Origin of the sequence: Pseudooceanicola sp. LIPI14-2-Ac024, assembly GCF_042188925.1 — a bacterium.
Lineage (GTDB): Bacteria > Pseudomonadota > Alphaproteobacteria > Rhodobacterales > Rhodobacteraceae > Pseudooceanicola.
The window spans coordinates 3283080-3302500 of sequence record NZ_CP170102.1; the positions used below are offsets into that span (position 1 = coordinate 3283080).

Annotated in this window: 20 protein-coding genes (1 of these 20 only partly in view); 10 read left to right on the forward strand and 10 right to left on the reverse strand. The window is 67.7% G+C overall.

What is annotated here, in order from left to right:
* Positions 1-4: 4 nt before the first annotated feature.
* Positions 5-1249 carry an MFS transporter gene (locus tag ACE2AC_RS16230; protein WP_375688472.1) on the reverse strand — a complete coding sequence of 415 codons (1245 nt, stop codon included), beginning with the start codon at positions 1247-1249 and terminating at the stop codon, positions 5-7.
* 143 nt (positions 1250-1392) lie between these two features.
* Between ACE2AC_RS16230 and zapE the strand changes: the two genes are divergently transcribed.
* The gene (zapE, locus tag ACE2AC_RS16235; protein WP_375688473.1) at positions 1393-2454 is read left to right on the forward strand and encodes a cell division protein ZapE; all 1062 of its coding nucleotides are present in this window, start codon (positions 1393-1395) and stop codon (positions 2452-2454) included.
* Between the two features lie 312 nt (positions 2455-2766).
* Here zapE and ACE2AC_RS16240 read toward each other — a convergent pair whose 3' ends face one another.
* From ACE2AC_RS16240 to ACE2AC_RS16255, 4 genes are all read right to left on the reverse strand, one after another.
* Entirely contained in the window at positions 2767-4005 is a 1239-nt protein-coding gene (locus ACE2AC_RS16240) for a bifunctional folylpolyglutamate synthase/dihydrofolate synthase (RefSeq protein WP_375692126.1), read from the reverse strand.
* 29 nt (positions 4006-4034) lie between these two features.
* Positions 4035-5030 (reverse strand): acetyl-CoA carboxylase, carboxyltransferase subunit beta, encoded by a 996-nt coding sequence (gene accD / locus ACE2AC_RS16245; RefSeq protein ID WP_375688474.1) that lies wholly within the window; start codon positions 5028-5030, stop codon positions 4035-4037.
* Positions 5031-5101: 71 nt separating this feature from the next.
* A complete protein-coding gene (locus ACE2AC_RS16250) occupies positions 5102-6010 on the reverse strand; it encodes a lysostaphin resistance A-like protein (protein ID WP_375688475.1) in 909 nt (302 codons plus the stop codon).
* The gene (locus ACE2AC_RS16255) at positions 6007-6876 is read right to left on the reverse strand and encodes a lysostaphin resistance A-like protein (RefSeq protein ID WP_375688476.1); all 870 of its coding nucleotides are present in this window, start codon (positions 6874-6876) and stop codon (positions 6007-6009) included. Before ACE2AC_RS16255 ends, ACE2AC_RS16250 begins: the two co-directional genes overlap by 4 nt.
* A gap of 147 nt (positions 6877-7023) precedes the next feature.
* On the opposite strand from ACE2AC_RS16255, the gene ACE2AC_RS16260 reads away from it, so the two are divergent.
* The 4 genes from ACE2AC_RS16260 (at position 7024) to ACE2AC_RS16275 (ending at position 9958) form a co-directional block, all read left to right on the forward strand.
* Positions 7024-7698: a hypothetical protein gene (locus ACE2AC_RS16260; protein WP_375688477.1), complete on the forward strand. Its 675-nt coding sequence runs from the start codon at positions 7024-7026 to the stop codon at positions 7696-7698.
* A 29-nt stretch (positions 7699-7727) separates the two neighbouring features.
* Positions 7728-8498: a DUF6478 family protein gene (locus tag ACE2AC_RS16265; protein WP_375688478.1), complete on the forward strand. Its 771-nt coding sequence runs from the start codon at positions 7728-7730 to the stop codon at positions 8496-8498.
* Between the two features lie 10 nt (positions 8499-8508).
* Positions 8509-8880, forward strand: coding sequence for a hypothetical protein (locus tag ACE2AC_RS16270; RefSeq protein WP_375688479.1), 372 nt, complete (start codon positions 8509-8511; stop codon positions 8878-8880).
* 172 nt (positions 8881-9052) lie between these two features.
* Entirely contained in the window at positions 9053-9958 is a 906-nt protein-coding gene (locus tag ACE2AC_RS16275; protein ID WP_375688480.1) for a LysR family transcriptional regulator, read from the forward strand.
* A 90-nt stretch (positions 9959-10048) separates the two neighbouring features.
* Here the strand turns inward: ACE2AC_RS16275 and map are convergent, their stop codons facing one another.
* The gene (gene map / locus ACE2AC_RS16280; protein WP_375688481.1) at positions 10049-10795 is read right to left on the reverse strand and encodes a type I methionyl aminopeptidase; all 747 of its coding nucleotides are present in this window, start codon (positions 10793-10795) and stop codon (positions 10049-10051) included.
* A 170-nt stretch (positions 10796-10965) separates the two neighbouring features.
* On the opposite strand from map, the gene ACE2AC_RS16285 reads away from it, so the two are divergent.
* Positions 10966-13131 carry an esterase-like activity of phytase family protein gene (locus ACE2AC_RS16285; protein WP_375688482.1) on the forward strand — a complete coding sequence of 722 codons (2166 nt, stop codon included), beginning with the start codon at positions 10966-10968 and terminating at the stop codon, positions 13129-13131.
* 69 nt (positions 13132-13200) lie between these two features.
* Here ACE2AC_RS16285 and ACE2AC_RS16290 read toward each other — a convergent pair whose 3' ends face one another.
* From ACE2AC_RS16290 to ACE2AC_RS16300, 3 genes are all read right to left on the reverse strand, one after another.
* Positions 13201-13974 carry a hypothetical protein gene (locus ACE2AC_RS16290; protein WP_375688483.1) on the reverse strand — a complete coding sequence of 258 codons (774 nt, stop codon included), beginning with the start codon at positions 13972-13974 and terminating at the stop codon, positions 13201-13203.
* Between the two features lie 167 nt (positions 13975-14141).
* Positions 14142-14759, reverse strand: coding sequence for a hypothetical protein (locus ACE2AC_RS16295; protein ID WP_375688484.1), 618 nt, complete (start codon positions 14757-14759; stop codon positions 14142-14144).
* Between the two features lie 4 nt (positions 14760-14763).
* Positions 14764-15360: a LysE family translocator gene (locus tag ACE2AC_RS16300; RefSeq protein ID WP_375688485.1), complete on the reverse strand. Its 597-nt coding sequence runs from the start codon at positions 15358-15360 to the stop codon at positions 14764-14766.
* 72 nt (positions 15361-15432) lie between these two features.
* On the opposite strand from ACE2AC_RS16300, the gene ACE2AC_RS16305 reads away from it, so the two are divergent.
* Positions 15433-15885 (forward strand): Lrp/AsnC family transcriptional regulator, encoded by a 453-nt coding sequence (locus tag ACE2AC_RS16305; protein WP_375688486.1) that lies wholly within the window; start codon positions 15433-15435, stop codon positions 15883-15885.
* A gap of 79 nt (positions 15886-15964) precedes the next feature.
* Here the strand turns inward: ACE2AC_RS16305 and ACE2AC_RS16310 are convergent, their stop codons facing one another.
* The gene (locus tag ACE2AC_RS16310; RefSeq protein ID WP_375688487.1) at positions 15965-16438 is read right to left on the reverse strand and encodes a hypothetical protein; all 474 of its coding nucleotides are present in this window, start codon (positions 16436-16438) and stop codon (positions 15965-15967) included.
* Between the two features lie 161 nt (positions 16439-16599).
* On the opposite strand from ACE2AC_RS16310, the gene ACE2AC_RS16315 reads away from it, so the two are divergent.
* From ACE2AC_RS16315 to msrQ, 3 genes are all read left to right on the forward strand, one after another.
* Positions 16600-18117, forward strand: a complete 1518-nt coding sequence (locus ACE2AC_RS16315) for an FMN-binding glutamate synthase family protein (RefSeq protein WP_375688488.1) — start codon at positions 16600-16602, stop codon at positions 18115-18117.
* Positions 18118-18241: 124 nt separating this feature from the next.
* Positions 18242-19147, forward strand: a complete 906-nt coding sequence (gene msrP, locus ACE2AC_RS16320; protein WP_375688489.1) for a protein-methionine-sulfoxide reductase catalytic subunit MsrP — start codon at positions 18242-18244, stop codon at positions 19145-19147.
* A 3-nt stretch (positions 19148-19150) separates the two neighbouring features.
* Positions 19151-19421, forward strand: the 5' end (the start) of a protein-coding gene (msrQ, locus tag ACE2AC_RS16325) for a protein-methionine-sulfoxide reductase heme-binding subunit MsrQ (RefSeq protein WP_375688490.1). The gene runs 338 nt beyond the window's last position; 271 of the gene's 609 nt are visible here — the first part of the coding sequence; its start codon is at positions 19151-19153; the stop codon falls past the right edge of the window.

Genomic DNA, 19421 nt, shown 5'->3' on the forward strand with positions numbered 1-19421 from the left:
GGGCTCAGGCCGGCAGGCCGGCCTGGCCTGTCCGGTTCTCGCGGATCGGCAGGTGGATCAGCGCCGAGAAGGCGCCGACGCCCACGCCGATCCACCAGACCAGCGTGTAGTCGCCGTAGATGTCGTACATCTTGCCGCCCAGCCAAACCCCGAAGAAGCCGCCGATCTGGTGCGACAGGAAGACGATGCCGTAGAGCGTGCCCATGTAGCGCAGCCCGTAGATATGCGCGATCAGCCCGCTGGTCAGCGGCACGGTCGCCAGCCACAGCGCCCCCATCAGCACCGAGAAGAGCAGCACCGAGCCGGGGGTGATCGGCATCAGGATGAACACCCCGGCGACGATGGTGCGCAGGGTGTAGATGCCCGCCAGCAGGTATTTCTTGGTATAGCGCTGGCCCAGCCACCCGGCGGTCAGCGTGCCCGCGACGTTGGCGAGCCCGATGAGCGAGATCGCGATGGCGCCAAGCGCCGAGGTCGAGGTGATGCCGAGGTTGTAGAGCATTCCGCCGTCGGCGATCGGGCTGCAGAGTTCGGTCACGAAGGCGGGGAAGTGCGCGGTGATGAAGGCCAGCTGGTAGCCGCAGGAGAAGAAGCCGAGGAAGATCATCGCGAAGCTCGGGTCCTTGGCGGCGCGCAGGAGCATGCCGCCCAGGCTTTCCTCGAGCTCGGTGCGGCTGGCCATCGGGGCAGGTGCGCGCATGAAGGGCAGCAGCAGCAGCGTGGCGAGGATCATCACCGAGAAGACGACAAAGACCTGCTGCCACGGCATGTGCGACAGCATCCATTCGGCCATCGGCGCGCCGAAGATCTGGCCGGCGGAGCCTGCGGCCGTGGCGATGGCCAGCGACATGGAGCGGTTTTCGTCGGACGAGGCGCGGCCCACCACGGCGAGGATCACGCCGAAGCCGGTGCCGGCGATGCCGAAACCCACCAGAACTTCGAGCATCTGGTGCGCCTCGGGCGTCGTCGCGACCGAACTGAGCAGCAGCCCCGCGGCATAGCAGAGCGCGCCGAGGATGATGGCGACCCGGTCGCCGATCTTTTCGGCGATGGCGCCGAAGATCGGCTGCCCGATGCCCCAGGCCAGGTTCTGCAGTGCGATGGCGAGCGAGAAGTAGGACCGCGGCCAGCCGAATTCCTCGGCGATCGGGATCTGGAACACGCCGAACGAGGCGCGGACCGAGAAGGTGACCAGGATGATGACGCACCCGACGATCAGCACGGGGGTGAAGAGAGGTGTCTTGGTCATCGTGGCGCCCCGTCAGTTCTGTTTTGGAACGCCACTTTGCCCGACCCCGCGTCAGCGTCAACCGACGTTTCGTGATGTGATGCATCAGCGGTGCTGACGTAATGCACCTTTCCAATGGATGCGCCCCGCGCTATCCCGCCGACATGTCTGCGATGAAAGAGCTTTACGCCCGTGGGATCGAGGATGGGTCGATCCGGCCCGACCCCGCCCAGGAGGCCGTGCTGCCGGAATTCGACCGGATCCGCGACGCGCTGAACCAGCCGGTGAAAAAGGGCTTCTTCCGCTCCAAGGCGCCGGAGCCGCCGAAGGGACTCTATCTCTGGGGCGGGGTTGGGCGCGGCAAGTCGATGCTGATGGACCTATTCGTCGACAGCCTCGACGCGCCGGTGCGGCGGGTGCATTTCCATGCCTTCATGCAGGAGGTGCACGACGGCATGTTCCGGGCACAGCAGGACAAGGTGCAGGATGCGCTGAAGCCGGTTGTCGCCGCGGTGGCCGACAGCGTGCGCGTGCTGGCGTTCGACGAGATGCAGATCACCGACATTGCCGATGCGATGATCGTGGGGCGGCTCTTCGAGGGGCTGATGGCGGCGGGGGTGGTGATCGTCACCACGTCGAACCGGCATCCCGACGACCTTTACAAGCATGGGCTGCAGCGTGAACGGTTCCTGCCCTTCATCGCGATCATCAAGGACCGGCTGGTGGTGCATGAGCTGGCCAGCCCGAACGATTACCGCCAGGATCGCCTGTCGGGTGGCGAGGTCTATTTCACCCCGGTCAACGCCGACACCCGCGCCAAGATCGAGGCGATCTGGCAGGACCTGACCGGCGGCACGGCAGAGCCTCTGCTTCTCAAGGTCAAGGGCCGCGAGGTCGAGATCCCGGCGTTCCGGTCCGGCATCGCGCGTGCGCGGTTCCACGATCTCTGCGGGCGGATGCTGGGCGCGGCGGATTACCTTGCGCTGGCCGAGGCGGCGCGTGTGCTGATCCTCGAGGACATTCCGCGGCTGGGGCGGTCGAACTTCAACGAGGCCAAGCGCTTCGTCACGCTGATCGACGCGCTCTACGAGGCGAAGGTCCGGCTGATCTGTTCCGCCGCGGACTGGCCCGAGTCGCTCTACGTCGAGGGCGAGGGTGTGTTCGAGTTCGAGCGGACCGCAAGCCGCCTGCGCGAGATGATGTCGGACGGCTGGGGCGCGGCGTAGGGCGGGGGGCACCCCGCCATGCTCCCGCATGCGCACGCGGACAAAAAGGGGGCCGGAATCCGGCCCCCGCATTCGTTATGCCCGCAAGTTCCTTGCCTGCCACCTGATGTTCTTTGAGACCCTACGAGGGAAGTCCGGGGCCGTTACCTGACTGAGAATTCGGCTTATCCTTGGTGACCGGATGCCTGTGCTGCTGAAACAACACTAAGCGAATCGGTGCGAATCAGTCAACAGAAAGCAATTCGCTGTGACCAGGTTTCTTCATTTCTTCGCAAATGATTCGTATTCGGGCTTTGCGCAGCCGTTTGGGATTCAACCGTTTTCCCTGAGCACCCGGCCCGCGAGGTAAAGCGAGCCGCAGATCAGCACCCGCGCATGTGGCGAATCGGCCTTTATCCGCTCAAGCGCGGCGGCGACCGATTCGGCCTCGTGGGCCTCGATCCCGCAGGCGCGCGCGATGCCGGCGGTTTCGGCCGCGGTCAGCGTCGCGGTTTCACCGGGGATCGACACGGCGGTCAGGCTGTCGGCCTGCGTCGCGAGCGGGCGCAGGAAACCGGCGATGTCCTTGGTATTCAGCATACCGCAGACCAGGTGCGTTGGCCGGTCGGGCAGGGTCGAGAGGTGGCGGGCCAGCGCCTCGCCCGCCGCCGGGTTGTGGCCGCCGTCGAGCCAGAGCTCGATCCCGGGCACGCTGTCGGCCAAGGGCCCGCGGGTCAGGCGCTGCATCCGGGCGGGCCATTCGGCGCGGGTGACGGCGGCCTCGGCCGCCTCTTCGCCCAGGCCGAGGTGACGCAGCACCGCCAGCGCCGCGCCCGCGTTGTCAAACTGGTGCGCGCCGGGCAGGTTCGGCGCGGGCAGGTCCAGCAGGCCGGTTTCGTCCTGGAAGACGAGGCGGCCGCGTTCTTCCCAGACGTGCCAGTGCTGGCCCTGCGCGATCAGCGGGGCCGAGAGGCGGGCGGCGCGGGCCTCGATCGCCTCGAGCGCCGGGTCCTGTTGCGGGCCGACGACGCAGGGCACCTCTCGCTTGAGGATGCCGGCCTTTTCAAAGGCGATCTGGCCCAGCGTCTCGCCCAGGTACTGCTGGTGGTCGATGGACACCGGGGTGATCACGGTCAGGGCGGGCCGGTCCACCACGTTCGTCGCGTCGAGCCGTCCGCCCAGCCCGACCTCGAGCAGGCAGTAGTCGGCGGGCACGCGCGAGAAGGCGAGCAGGGCGGCAGCGGTCGTGATCTCGAAATAGGTGATCTCTTCGCCGCCGTTGGCGGCATAGCATTCGTCGAGCACCGCGGTCAGGTGATCCTCGGCGATCAGCTGGCCGGCCAGGCGGATGCGTTCGTGGAAACGTGCAAGGTGCGGCGAGGTGTAGGCGTGAACACTGTGCCCCGCCCCTTCGAGCCCGGCGCGGATCATCGCCTGGGTCGAGCCCTTGCCGTTGGTCCCGGCGATGTGGATCACCGGGGGCAGATCTTCCTGCGGGTTGCCGAGCGCGTCGAGCAGCCGCCACATCCGGTCGAGCGTCAGGTCGATGATCTTGGGATGCAGCGCCATCATCCGGTCGAGGATGACGTCGGACCCGGTCGTCACGACTTGCTCTTCTCCGCGGGCGCCTTGGCGGCGGCCTTGGCGGCGGGGGCGTTCGGATCCTCGACCGGGCCGTCCTGCTGCGGCGGCTCGATCTTGACGGCATCCTCGGGCTTGGGCGCGGGCAGGTCGCCCTTCACCTCGGGGGGCAGGCGCAGCAGCATCCGCGTGATGCGGATCAGCTCATCGCGCATCTCGGTCCGCGGCGTCACCCGGTCGAGCATGCCGTGGTCGAGAAGGTATTCCGCGCGCTGGAAGCCCTCGGGCAGCTTTTCGCGGATCGTCTGTTCGATCACGCGCGGCCCGGCAAAGCAGATCAGCGCATTGGGTTCGGCGATCTGGACGTCGCCCAGCATCGCGTAGGACGCGGTGACGCCGCCCGTCGTCGGGTGGGTCAGCACGACGATGTAGGGCAGGTTCGCCTCGCGCAGCATCTGGATCGCGACGGTCGTGCGCGGCATCTGCATGAGCGAGAGAATCCCCTCCTGCATCCGGGCGCCACCGGCGGCGGCAAAGACGATGAAGGGTTTCTTGGTCTCGACCGCGCGCTTGGCACCGGCGATGAAGGCGTTGCCGACATACATGCCCATCGACCCGCCCATGAAGGCAAAGTCCTGCGCCGCGGCGACGACGGGCGTGCGCCCGATCTCGCCCTCGGCGACCAGCATCGCCTCTTTCTCGCCCGTCTTCTTCTGCGCTTCCTTCATCCGGTCGGGATAGCGTTTCTGGTCGCGGAACTTCAGCGGGTCGGCGACCGGGTCGGGCACCGCGATCTCGGTGAAGATGCCGCCGTCGAACAGGGCGTCGAAACGGTCACGCGGCGTGATCGCCATGTGGTGCCCGCAGTGCGTGCAGACGTTCAGGTTGTCCGACAGTTCGCGGTGGAACAGCATCGTTCCGCAAGAGTCGCACTTCGTCCACAGGTTCTCGGGCACCTCGCGACGCGAGAAGATCGAGTTGATGCGGGGACGGACGTAGTTGGTGATCCAGTTCATGCAGCGCTGTTCCTTGGACGGTCGGGCTCCGAGATAGTCGGCGGCGGGCCAGATTGCAATCGTGGCGCGGGTTAGCGCCGGATCACGATCCGCGCAACCAGCCACGACAGCCAGACGATCGCGATGTCCATCAGCAACCAGAGCGTGAACACCGGCCCGGCTTCGGGCGGGGTCAGGCTGGTCACGGTTTCGGGCTGGAAGAGGAACAGCGCGAGGCCGCTGTCGGGTCCGCCCGCCTCGCCGTAGATCAGAAAGGCATATGCGTTGTTGGCCAGGTGCAGCCCGATCGCGGCGCCCAGATTGCCGGTGCGCGCCGTCAGGTCCGACGCGGCGAGACCGAAGCAGAAGGCCCAGATCACGTATTGCCAGCTGTCGGTCCCGGTGGCGCCGTTGTCCCAGTGGGCGGCGGCGAAGAGCACGTTGGGCAGCACCAGCCAGGCCCAGGTCTGGTCAAACCGGGCGGCGAGCTGCTGCTGGACATAGCCGCGGTAGAACAGCTCCTCGGTCGTGACCTGCACCAGGATCGCGGCGAGGCCGAAGGGCATGGCAAAGCCCCAGGCCAGCAGGCTGCGGGTCTCGGCCAGGGTCTCGGCGCTCCACCACGGCGGCAGCAGCTCAAGCGCGATGTAGAAGGCGCCGACCGCGGCGAAGACCTGGATCAGGTTCTCGGCCGCGCGGGTCGCGGGACCAAGCGCGCTCAGCAGCCGCCGCCGGTGCTGCCAGTGCAGGACCAGGGCGAGGCTGGCGACGAAGAAGACGAAGCTGCCCAGCTGGATGATCAGCCCCACCGGGGTCGAGCCGTAGTAGACGTTGTCGGCCAGGTCGGGGGCCAGCAGGTCGAGCACGCGGCCGAAGAGGCCGAGCGCGACGGTGAACAGGAATTCGACCGCGAGGATGCCGATGACGAGGCGGCTGACCTCGCTCGACCCGCGGGCGGGGGCGACAAAGGCCGAATGCGGGGCGTAGACGGCGGGGATCATCGGCGCAGCGCCAGCCGGGCCGCCAGCCAAAGGACGAACACCAGCGCGATCTCGACCGGCAGGTGCGACAGCAGAGCGGGATCGCTCATCTCGAGCGGCAGGCGGAACAGGGCGAGGCCCGACATCGCCTCGCCGGGGGCGAGGATCATGATGGCGGCAAAGTTGTTCAGGAAGTGCAGCGCCAGCGCCGGGCCGAGGTTGCCGCAGCGCGCCGTGAGATCGGCCGCGAGCAACCCGAAGGCGATGGCGGGCAGGGTCAGCCAGATCGCGTTCGGCCCGGCCATCGCGGCGGAGTAGTGCAGCAGGCCGAACCCGACCGCGGGCAGCACGAGCCAGACCAGCGGCGAGGCGAAGCGCGCGGCAAGCTGCTGCTGCAGGTAGCCGCGGAACAGCAGTTCTTCGGCCGCGATCTGGATCGCGAGGCCGATCAGGCCGGGCACCAGCCAGACCAGCCAGCGCGCGGGCGGCAGGTTCGCCACGGGTTCGGCGGTTTCGGGGCCGGGGATCAGCAGGCCGATGGCATAGACGATCACCGCCGCCAGTGCCGCGCGCCCGCCGTCGCGCAGCACGTCGCGCCACGGTCCGACCAGCGAGCGCAGCCCGCGTCCGTGCAGCCACCGCAGGGCCAGCCAGAGGCCGGGGTAGAGGCAGAGGAAACTCATCAGCAGCGCGAAGGCTGCCGCCGGTGTGGTGCCGAGGCCGGAGCCCGCCATGATCGACACGCCGGTGCCGAACTCAAGCGCGACGAGGCCCAGCAGCAGGAGGGTGTAGACCGCGCCGATCAGCGCGAAGCCCGCGATCAGCCGCCAGAGCTGACTGCGCGGCCGCGCCGCCTCGATCACGCTCTGATAGGCCGGGTATCGCATGGGCGGACCGTATCCCGCCGTGTGCCGCGGGAGCAATCGCGCCCCGATGCCGCACCGCGTTTCGGAACCGCCCTGTGGCCCAAATACTTGCGGGATCGCGCCGGAAAGTTACACTGCGCCCCGTATAGACACGGACCTTTGATTGCCATGCCCCCGATACGGCCCCTTCGCGCGCTGATCGCCTGCGTCCTGCTGACGGGACTGCCGGCCTGCCTCGACGCGACGGCGGGGGGCGAGGGGTCGCTGTTCGCCGTCGTCTCGACCCTGTCGCGCCCGATCGGGGACCCGCTGCCGCAGGCGCCGATCGCGGGCGGCGAGATCCTCGTGAAGGGTCCGGAGGGGTACTGCGTCGACGGATCATCGCTCGACAACCGCGCGACGGGCGGGTTCGCCATGCTGGCCTCGTGCTACGTGATGACCGGCGGCAAGTCCGGGCCGCAGGTGGCGCCGGTGGTGATGACGGTGGCGGCCTCGCCGCTGGACCCCGCGGTCGGCGTGCCAAGCCGCGATGCGCTGGCCGGGGCCTTTGCGCCCGCACCGGTGCTGGCTCGGAGCCAGGTGCGGGGCGTGACGCTGGTGCACCTGGGCACCGGCGGCGACACGCGGGTGCCGCAGGCCGACCCGCGCCATTGGCGCGGCGCGATGGAGCTGAACGGTTTCCTCGTGCTGTTCGCGGTCTACGGCCCGCAGAACAGCACCGAGGCCGGCAAGGGCGGCAGCGCCCTGCTGCTGGAACTGGCCGATGCCCTGCGCGCGGCAAAGCCCGCGCCGGGCCCGGAGCGCACCGCGCAGGCCCCGGCGCCGCGGGGCGTGCTGCAGTGACCCGCCCCGCCCGCCGCGGGAGGCGCTGAATGGGCGGCAGCGAACGTTTCCTCGACCGGTCGGCTCGGCTGCGCGACATGCGGCGCTGGCAGATGCTGGCCGAGGCCGCCGACACCACCGACCTGTCACAGCTGCGCCGGCAACGGGCCGAGGCGCATGCCCTGCGGGCCGACCTCGACCGGCTGATCCACGTGGCCGAGGGGCGGTTCGCGCAGCCCGTCGTGAGCGGCGCGGCACCCGAGGCCCCGGCCGGCAGCGACTGGTCGTGGCGCCCGGCGGCCTGGTCTGGCCCGTTGGGCGAACCGGGGATCGCCGCTGCCGCGTCGCGCACGGGGATGGGCGAGGGGGTGACCCTCTTCCACGACTGCGCCGAGAGCGAAGTCACCCTGCGCCAGCGGCGCAACCACCGCGCCGCCCACCGTGCGCCTTTCGGGCTGGACCTGGACGTGCTGGGGTTCGACGGATCGTTCCTGTCGCTGGTCGTCGACTTGCCCGAGGCGGCGGTGAACGGCCTGCGCCGCCGTCACCTTGTCAGGGTCGACCTGCTGATCGAGATGGAGCGCCCGCTGGAGATCTTTGCCCGGCTGAACATCAAGCACGGGCCGAACACGGAACAGCTGGTGCGCGAGGTGCCGATCGACGCGGCCGACCGCAGCGTCGAATTCGACCTGGCCTATTCCAACGTGAACGAGAAGCGGATCGAGAAGCTGTGGCTCGACCTGATCCTGGACCGGCCCGCGATGAACCGGGTGCTGCTGCGCGACCTGGTGCTGAGCCGCCGGCCGCGGGCCGAGCTGTGAGGCGGGGCGGATGGGCGATCTGACCGTGACCAAGACGCGATTTGTCGATGGCCTGTGGGAGGGTCGCGTCGATGGCGCGGCGCGGGGCGTGCCGCCGACCATCGAGGTCACGCTGGACCTTGTCCCGGTCGAGGGGGCGCGACTGCAACCGCTCGACGGCGGAAGCTACCTGCTGCGCATCCCGGTGCCCCCCGCCGCGGTCGGGGACGGGATCCACACCTTCGTCATCCGCGACCGGACGGACGAGACGATTCTGGGCCAGTTCGCCGTTCTGGCCGGCGAGGCGCTGGCCGACACATTGCAGGGCGAAGTCGCATTGCTGCGCGCCGAGCTCGATCTGCTGAAAAAGGCCTTTCGTCGCCATTGCGCGGAAAACAGCTGAAAGATCAGCCATTTTCCGCCGACTCCTCACGTGGTTGACGCTCTGTTTCCGTGTTTCCCCGCCCTGACCAATCCCAGACAATACCCCGATATTGTCGGTCTCGCGCCCCGTTCCTGCCCGATTTCGGAAACATACAGTCTTCCCAAACGAGCAGGACACAGGTGACAGCAACATGGACCGTCTGACCGAAATGGAGGCCTTTGCCACGGTGGTGGATCAAGGTGGCTTCACGGATGCGGCCAAGAAGATGGGGATTTCCAAGTCGGCGGTCTCCAAGCACGTCTCATCGCTTGAGGCGCGCCTTGGCGCACGACTTCTGAACCGCACGACCCGCCGGGTCAGCCCCACGGAAATCGGCCTGGCCTACTACGACCGCGCCCGCCGGGTGCTGAACGACGCCGGAGAGGCCGACGCGCTGGTGACTTCGATGCAGTCGGCACCCTCGGGGCTGCTGCGGATCTCGGTCGCGACCGACTTCGGGGTCAATCACCTCTCGCCGGTGCTGGGGGAATTCCTTGCGGAGTACCCCGACATCACCGTGAACATGGTGCTGAACAACCGCTACGTCGAACTGATCTCGGAAGGGTTCGACATGGCCGTACGCATCGGCGAGCTGGAAGACAGCACGCTGCGCGCCCGCAAACTGACCGAGACCTCGAAGCGCATGATCGGCAGCCCGGATTACTTCCAGCGCTACGGCCGGCCGATGCGGATCGACGATCTGAACGAGCACAAGCTGCTGCACTACTCCAGCCAGGCGTCGGGCAACGTCTGGAAGATCACGGCACCTTCGGGCGAAAAGAGGCAGGTTCGCACCGCAGGCTGGCTGAGCGTGAATGACGGGCAAAGCCTGCTGAACGCCGCCATCGCCGGGCTCGGCATCGCCTACCTTCCCAGCTTCCTCTACGCGGAAGCGATGGAGAAGGGGCTGGTCGTGGACGCGATCCCCGACCTGCCGATGGAAACGCAGGGCATCTACGCGGTCTACCCGCCGGGCCGGTTCACCCAGCCCAAGGTCCGCGCCTTCATCGACTTCCTGGTCAAGGCGTTCTCGGACAAGGGCCCGACCGACTGGTAAGGCCCGGGGCCCGACTTTCCCCAAGCCTTGATTATCCCCCAAGGCGACCTGCCCTGGCTCTTCGGAGCCGGGGCAATTTCGTTTCGGGGGTCAGCCGGGCAGGGTGACGATCAGCGCGCCCCGGTCGGTGGCGACCACGGTGTGTTCATACTGGACCGTCGGAGCCGCAGGGGCGCTGAACAGCGTCCAGCCATCGTCGCCCTCGTCCGCCCAGAGGCCGCCGCGCGACAGGAACGGCTCGACCGTCAGGACAAGGCCCTTGCCGATCCGGCGGCGGTCGCGGGTCGGCCAGGTGGCGATTTCCTCGGGGTATTCGTGCAGCGAGCGGCCGACGCCGTGGCTGGCGAGGTTGCGGATCAGGGTATAGCCGCGCCCCTCGGCAAACCGGCCGATGGCGGTGCCGATGCCGGCGAGCGGCCGGTCGCTGCGGACCTGGTTGATCCCGATCTGCATCGCGCGCCGCCCGTCGCGGCAGAGCCGGTCGAGCGAGGGCGCAACCGCGCCGCTGCGGAAGGTCGCGCCGGTGTCGGCGAAGTACCCGTCCTTCGAGGCCGAGACGTCGATGTTCACGAGGTCCCCCGCCGCGATCACGCGGTCGCCGGGGATGCCGTGGGCGATTTCCTCGTTCACGCTGATGCAGGTGGCACCGGGAAAGTCATAGGTCGCCTCTGGCGCGGGGATCGCGCCCTCGCGCTCCAGCAGGGTGCGGCCGATAGCGTCGAGCTCGGCGGTGGTGATCCCGGGTTCCACCGCGCGGCCCATGGCCTGCAGCGTGTTGGCAACGATCCGGCCGATCGCCTTCAGGCCGTCCAGGTCGTCTTCTTGGGTGATGGTCATCAGGGCGCTCCGCGGGTTGCAGCGGTCAATCTAGGTGCTGTCGCCGGGAATGTCCCGGGCCGGGGGCGGGATATTTTCGCCCCTGTCACGGTCCCGTCATCCAGGGTTCATGCAAGTGTCAGCTTTGGGGCGCACCTCCGCGGCAGACAAACCGCAACGGGGATGATTGCATGAACACCCGACTGACACTGGCCGTGTCGGCGCTGGCCCTGATGGCAGGGGCCGCGCAGGCCGAGATGAACTTCAACCGGATCGCGAGCTTTGCCACGCCCGGCAACATGGCCGAGGGCGAGGACCGCGCGCGCGAGACCAGCGCCGAGATCATCGCCGCGACCAAGGACGGCATGACGCTGGTCTACACCGACAGCCCGCTGGGTGTGATCGGCCGGATCGACATCACCGACCCCCGGGCGCCGAAACCGCTTGGCAATATCGACATGGGCGGCGAGCCGACCAGCGTGGCCGTGATCGGGTCGACGGCCTTTGTGGGCGTGAACACCTCGGAGAGCTACACCGATCCCTCGGGGCGGCTGGCCGTGATCGACCTGGGCACCGGGCAGGAAGAGGTCTCCTGCGACCTCGGCGGTCAGCCGGATTCGGTTGCGGTGGCCAAGGACGGCAGCTTTGTCGCAGTGGCGATCGAGAACGAGCGTGACGAGGATCTCGGCGACGGGCGCGTCGGCCAGATGCCGGCGGGCACCCTTGCCCTGCTGAGCGTGGCGGACGGCATCGCGGATTGCGACAGCCTGCAGACGGTCGACCTGACCGGGCTGGCCGAGGTCGCGCCCGAGGATCCCGAGCCTGAATTCGTCGACATCAACAGCCTGGGCGAGATCGTCGTCACCCTGCAGGAAAACAACCACATCGCCGTCGTGTCGCCGCAGGGCGAGGTGATCGCGCATTTCAGCGCCGGGGCCGTGGACCTCGAGGGCATCGACGCGACCGACGAACGCGGCGCGCTGGTCTTCACCGAAAGCCAGCCGGGCCGGCTGCGCGAACCGGACGCGGTGAAGTGGATCGACGACACGCATTTCGCCACCGCCAACGAAGGCGACATGGACGGCGGGTCGCGCGGCTGGACCATCTTCGCCAAGGACGGCACCGTGGTGTATGACAGCGGCACCGATTTCGAGCGCGCGCTGATCCAGATCGGCCACTACCCGGACAAGCGGTCGGATGCCAAGGGCGTTGAGCCCGAGAGCATCGAGACCGCGATCTTCGACGGCACCCCGCTGGTCTTTGTCGGGGCCGAGCGTGGCAGCGCGGTCGGCGTCTACGACGTGACCGACCCGGCCAACCCGGTGCTGCTGCAGGTCCTGCCCTCGGGCATCGGGCCGGAGGGCTATGTCGCCCTGCCGGAGCGCAACCTGCTGGTGTCGGCGAACGAAACCGACCTGGTCGAGGATGGCGGCGTCCGTGCCCACGTGATGCTGTTCGAGCGGGCCGAGGGCGAGGCCGCCTATCCCACCCTGACCTCGGCCGGCAGCGACAAGCTGATCGGGTGGGGCGCGATTTCCGGGATGGTGGGCGATGCCGAACAGCCCGGCATCCTCTATGCCGTCAACGACAGCTTCTATGGCTACCAGCCGACGATCTTCACCATCGACGCGACTGCGAAACCCGCGCGGATCGTCAGCGCCCTGCCGGTGACCCGTGGCGGCGCGCCGGCGCAGAAGCTCGACCTCGAGGGCGTCACGCTCGATGGCGAAGGCGGCTTCTGGCTGGCCTCCGAGGGCAACACCGATAAGCTGGTGCCGCACGCGCTCTACCACGTGAACGCCAAGGGCGTGATCAAGGAAGAGATCGGCATCCCGGCGGCGCTGAGCGCGGTCGAGAAGCGGTTCGGCTTTGAAGGGATCACCAAGGTCGGCGACACGCTCTGGATGGCGGTGCAGCGCGAATGGGGCGACGATCCGAAGAATCACGTGAAGCTCGTCGCCTACAACACCGAGACCGAGGAATGGGGCGCCGTGCTCTATCCCAAGGCCGCGGCCGACACCGGCTGGACCGGGCTGAGCGAGATCGTCGCGCAGGGCGACTGGTTCTACGTGGTCGAGCGTGACAACCAGATCGGCGATGCAGCGAAGATCAAGAAAATCTACCGCATCCCGGCGTCCGAGATGGTGGCCGCACCGCTCGACGGTGAACTGACGGTGGTCAGCAAGGAAGAGGTTCGCGACCTGATCCCCGACCTCAAGGCCTGGGGCGGCTACGTCGTCGACAAGGTCGAGGGGCTGGCGATCGACGCTACGGGCGAGATGTTCGTGTCGACCGACAACGACGGCGTCGACGACAGCTCGGGCGAGACGTTCTTCTGGTCGATCGGCAAGATGTGAGCTGACGCGCCCCGCGCGACAGACGAAAGGCCCGCCGGATCGGCGGGCCTTTCTGCGTTGGTGGCGGGGTCAGCCGCGCTTGCGACGGCGCAGCGCGCCCACGCCGCCGACCGCGCCGAGCGCGCCAAGCATCAGCGGCAGCGCCGCGGGCAGGGGCACTTCGGCCGCCGCCTCGAAATCGTAGGTGCCGTTCGGCCCCTCGGTCCCGGCGATGACGACGTTGTCGAAGTAGTTCACCTGGCCCTGGTTGTAGCTGCCGATGCCGATCCCGACCGAGATCAGGGTGGCATTGCGGAAGTACTGGTCAAAGGTCGACAGCCAGCCTTCGAGCGTGTTCAGCGGCGGGCCGCCAAAGCTGTTGGGAATTCCGAACATGCCGGTGGTCCAGAACAGGCCGGACGAGAAGGTGATGAGCTCTTCGGTCCAGGCGTCCGTGGCCGGGTTGGAGCCTTGCCAGTAGGGTTCGTAGATCAGCTCGCCGTACTTGTCCCCGTCGTATTGCGCATCGTCGAGATAGAATTCGAGTTTCAGCGCCGGGGCGGCCGAGGCATTCGGCGAGCCGGAGCTCTTGTAATAGGAATAGGCAAAGGACAGGTCCTGGTCGAAGATCGCCCCGACCCGGCCGAAGTCCGCGCTGTATTTCACGTTGGACTTGTCGCCGTTGTCGAGCGTCGTGGTCTGCTTGACCGCCCCGCCGGGTGCTGGCTGGTTGTTTTCCAGGTCACCGCCTGCGCCGGTCAGATCCACGAGTTCGGATTGCCCGCCGCCGACATTGCCAAGGGTCCAGCCCTGCGATCCGTCGAGCGCGGTGATTTCGGTCGCGGCCATTGCGTCGCCGGCCATTGGCAGGGCAATGGCAATGGCGCAAAGCCATGTATTCGTCTTCATGATTTCCCCCAATCGTAATGCGCAACTGCCATGCAGGCGCATTCGCAAACTGATTAATTATTTATCGATGAGTCAAATTTGCCGGTGGAAACAATGCGTTCCCAAATCGGGAAAGATCAGGGTCAGACCGGCAGACCCAGGCCAAGCCGCATCGCCATTTCCGGCGAGGCGAGCACCGGGACCTTGCCCTTGCCCTTGCGCAGCAGCGGCCCGGCCCCGGCCATCGAGGCCTGCGCCAGCACGATGCAATCGCCGCCGTTGCGCTTGACGTCGGCCTGCACCGCCTCGGCGATGGCGGCGTGAAAGCGGGGGATCTCTCCGGCCTCGAAGAGGGGCCAGAGTTCGGTCAGGTCCAGCGGGCGGATGCGCGATCCGGTCCGCAGGTATCCCTTGAGCAGCGCGAGCGAGGCGCAGACCGTGCTTTCCAGGGTGTAGACCATGACGATCCGCCCGCCGATCCGCCCGGCCGCCTGCATCATCGGCCGGTCGACGCGGATCGCGCCGGCGGCCTCGGCCGCGGGGCCGAGCGTGGTGCAGGTGCAGATCACGGTGCCGTCGCAGCCCGCGACGAAGGCGGCCAGCTCGGCCTCGATCGCGGGGGTCACGCCCTCGGCTCGGGCGCGGTCGAGCCAGGCCTCGCGCACCTCCTGCCGCAACGGCGTGCCCGGGGCCAGACGGTCGCGCAGGGCGGCGAAGGTCGGGACGTGCGCAGGCGACGTGTGCAGCAGGGTGAGAGTCATGCCCTCATGGATAAAGCACTGGCCACAGGGATGCCACGAGCAATGCGGCCATCGTCCAATTGAACATCCGCAGCCGACGGGGCGAGGTCAGCCACCGCCGCAGCTGCTGCCCCAGCACGGTCCAGGTGCTGACCGATGGCAAGTTGACCAGGCCGAATGTCAGTCCGACCAGCAGGATGGTCCAGAGCGTCCGGTCTGGCGCGTAGACCGCGATGGCGGTCAGCGCCATGGTCCAGGCCTTGGGGTTCACCCACTGGAATGCCGCGGCCTGGAGGAAAGTCATCGGCCGGCCCGCCTGGTCGGGGTCGGACTGCGGCGGGGCGGCATGGGCGATCTTCCACGCCAGCCACAGCAGGTAGAGGACCGATCCGACCTTGAGGATCGTATGGGTGACGGGAAACGCGTCGAAGAGGCCGATCAACCCCGCGCCGACGAGGATCACCATCAGGGTGAAGCCGATCCCGATCCCCAGCATGTGCGGCACCGTCCGGCGAAAGCCGAAGTTCGCACCGGAGGCCATCAGCATCAGGTTGTTCGGCCCCGGCGTGATCGACGAGACGAAGGCAAAGGCCACCAGGGCAAGGAGGACATCGTGGGTCATGGCGCATTTCTATGCGGCCTGACGCGGCATGGAATTGCGAAACTGTGCGCGAACCGGTAGATTTCGCAACAAATGGCGAAACCTGACAAGATCAACGACCGAATATTGCAGATCCTGACGCGCGAGGGGCGGATCAGCAACCTCGAGCTGGCCGAACGTGTCGGCCTGTCGCCCTCGGCCTGCCTGCGGCGGGTCACGGCGCTGGAGCGCGAGGGGGTGATCCGGGGGTACCGCGCGGTGCTGGATCCCGGCGCGCGCGGCGTGGGATTCACCGCCTATGTGACGGTCGGGCTGAAGGAGCACACCAAGGCGGCGCAGGAGGGGTTCGAGCAGGCCATCGCCCGGTCGCCCGAGGTGCGGGAGTGCCACAACATAACCGGCGACCGGGAATACCTGCTGAGGATCGAGGCGGCGGACCTGGCGGGCTACAAGCGGTTCCACACCGACGTGCTGGGCACGCTGCCGCAGGTCAACGCCATTACCAGCTACGTGGTGATGGGATCGCCCAAGGACGAACGCGCGTAGGGCGGGGGCGCCCCGCCGCCACGCCGTGCCGATCACTTGCAGTACTGACCCTGGCCGTTCAGCCCGTCGGTCACGCCCTTCAGGCTGACCGGTTCGCTTTGCCCGAGATCTGCAGCGTGTTGCCGCCGGACAGCGCGCGGAAGAAGTCCTCTTCGGCCGCGTCGCTTTCGAAGGCCAGCGCGTAGCTGTGGATGTCGGCCTTGGTATAGGCGTCGTCGCGGGTGGTGCCGGTGAAGGTGGCGGTGGCGGTCCGCGGCTGGCCGTCGACGGTCAGCGTGACGGGCATGCCGTCCTGCGCCAGCGGCTGCGGGAAGCCGAGCTTCACCGTGCGATCCATGCCGCCGCCCGACCGGCTGCACGAGATGGTGAAATATTCGCCCTTCTGGCCACGCGGCAGGGTCAGGAACATCAGTGCACCGGCCTGGTCGGGCAATTTCGACTGCACCCATTGGCCGGCGTAGATCACCATCTGCTCGTTCTCGATCTTGTCCTGCGCGGCGGCGGGCAGGGCGGTCGCGGCGCAGAGCAGGGCGGCGAGGGTCAGGCGAAGCATCGACAATTCCTTTCGTATGTCCGGCGGCAGGGTTTCATTCCCGTGCCCGCTTGCCAAGATAGCGCCCGGTCACGATCGCTCCAGCGTGGCGGCGGGGGCGCAAGGGTTGCCGTGGCGGCACGGGCGGCGCAGTCTGGCGCGGGGTAATGGAAGGATACGAAATGACAAGCACCGCGTTCGCGACCTGGGCGCTGGAGTGGCTGGTGATCCTCTTCGTGCTGGCGATCTTTGGCGGGCTCGCCGTGGCGGTGGCCTTCTGGCTGATCGACCGGACCCAGACCGGCGACGCGATCCGCAGGAATTACCCCCTGATCGGCCGCTTCCGGGGCTGGTTCTCGACGCTTGGCGAATTCTTCCGCCAGTACTTCTTTGCCATGGACCGCGAGGAGATGCCGTTCAACCGGGCGCAGCGCGACTGGGTCTACCACGCAGGCCGGGGCGAGGATAACACCCGCGCCTTCGGTTCGACCCGGAACCTGTCGATCCCCGGCACCGCGATCTTCGTCAACGCGGCCTTCCCGCCGCTCGACGACCAGTTCGCCAACACCCAGCCGCTGCGCATCGGCCCCCTCGCGCGCGAGCCTTATGATGCGCCGTCGTTCTTCAACATCTCGGGCATGTCCTATGGCGCGATCTCGCGCCCCGCGGTGCTGGCCCTGTCGAAGGGGGCCAAGAAGGCTGGGATCTGGATAAACACCGGCGAAGGGGGGCTGAGCCCCTATCACCTTGAGGGCGGGTGCGACATCGTCTTTCAGATCGGGACGGCCAAGTACGGGGTGCGTGATCACGAGGGCCGGCTGGACGATGCCAAGCTGGCAAGGATCGCGGCCCATCCGCAGGTGCGGATGTTCGAGCTGAAGCTGGCGCAGGGTGCCAAGCCCGGCAAGGGCGGGATGCTGCCCGGCGAGAAGGTGACCGAGGAAATCGCCGAGATCCGTGGCATTCACATCGGGCAGGATTCCATCTCGCCCAACCGGCACATCGAGGTGGGCGATTTCGGCGCGCTCCTCGACATGGTGGGCCACATCCGCGAAGTGACGGGCAAGCCGGTCGGCTTCAAGACCGTCATGGGCACCTCGGAGGCGTGGGAGCCGTTCTTCGAAGAGGTGGTGCGCCGCGGCCCGGACTGCGCCCCGGATTTCATCACCGTCGATGGCGGAGAGGGCGGCACGGGCGCGGCGCCGATGCCGTTGATGGACCTCGTCGGGATGCCCCTGCGCGAGGCGCTGCTGCGGATGGTCGACCTGCGCGACCGCTTCGGCCTCAAGGACCGCATCAGAGTGGTGGCCAGCGGCAAGCTGGTGAACCCCTCGGACGTGGCCTGGGCGATCTGCGCCGGCGCGGATTTCGTCACCACGGCGCGCGGCTTCATGTTCTCGCTCGGCTGCATCCAGGCGCTGAAATGCAACCGCAACACCTGCCCGACCGGCATCACCACGCACGAACCGCACCTGCAGCGCGGGCTGGTGGTCGAGGAGAAATACGTCAGCGTCGCCAACTACGCCAAGTCGATCATCAAGGAGGTCGAGATGATCGCCCATTCCGTCGGCGTGGCCGAACCGCGGCTGATGCGGCGGCGGCACGTGCGGGTGGTGCAGGCGGATGGCGATTCCGTCCCGCTGCGCCAGCTCCGCCCGAGCTGGGATCCGACGATGGGCGAGGAGCAGCGCCCGGGCTGAGGCCCCGGGAACCTGCCCTGCCGCAGGTCACAGCCCCGGCACGATCCCGTGAGCCGGGGAAAAAATCTGAAACGTTTCCGCCCGCCCCCGTATTGAAGAATAGAGACTGACCGGAGGGAACCCCATGCACCGCCTGACCACGCCGAAATTCCGCGATCGGGACGTGACCGACGAAGCCGCCTATCTCAACCGCCGCCAGCTGATCGCCGGCGCGACGGCCGGGCTGGGCCTGGGCCTTGCCGGGCCGTCACTGGCCGCGCCGCAGGGGCTCGAGCCGAACACCTTCGAAGAGATCACCAACTACAACAACTACTACGAGTTCGGCACCGGCAAGCGCGACCCGGCCGAGAACGCGCACACCCTGACGACCAGCCCCTGGACGGTGAAGATCGACGGCATGGTGGACCGCCCCGGCGACTACCAGATCGAGGACATCATCGGGAAGGCGCAGATCGAGGAACGTATCTACCGCCTGCGTTGTGTCGAGGCCTGGTCGATGGTGATCCCGTGGAACGGCTTCACCCTGGCCAGCCTGCTTGACCGGGTGGGCGTGCAGTCGGGCGCGAAGTACGTGGCCTTCCAGACGCTGGAGCGCCCGTCCGAGATGCCGGGCCTGCGTTACCCGGTGTTGCGCTGGCCCTACCGCGAGGGGCTGCGGCTGGACGAGGCGATGCATCCGCTCACCATCATGGCGACGGGCCTCTACGGGAAGGACCTGCCGAACCAGAACGGCGCGCCGCTGCGGCTGGTGGTGCCATGGAAATACGGCTTCAAGGGGATCAAGAGCATCGTGCGCATTACCCTCCAGGCGGACGAGCCCTTCACCTCCTGGAACGATGCCAACGCGCGGGAGTACGGGTTCTATTCCAACGTGAACCCGCGGGTGGACCACCCGCGCTGGTCCCAGGCGACCGAGCGGGTCATCGGATCGGGCCTGTTCGGGTCGCGCCGCGAGACCGAGATGTTCAATGGCTACGGCGACGAGGTCGCGAGCCTCTACGCCGGCATGGACCTGTCCGAGAACTACTGACCCATGATCGCGGACCACATCAACAAGGCGACCCGGAAGGTTCCGGCCTGGCCTCTCTATATAGTGGGAGCGCTGCCGCTCGTCTGGCTGTTCTGGCAGGGGGTGACCGGCGGCCTCGGCGTCGACCCGGTGAAGGAGATGGAGCACCAGATGGGCCTTTGGGGGCTCTGGCTGCTGATCGCCGGGCTCTGCATCACCCCGCTGCAGCGTTATGCCGGGATTCGGCTGATCAAGTACCGTCGGGCGATCGGGCTGCTCGCCTTCTTCTATATAG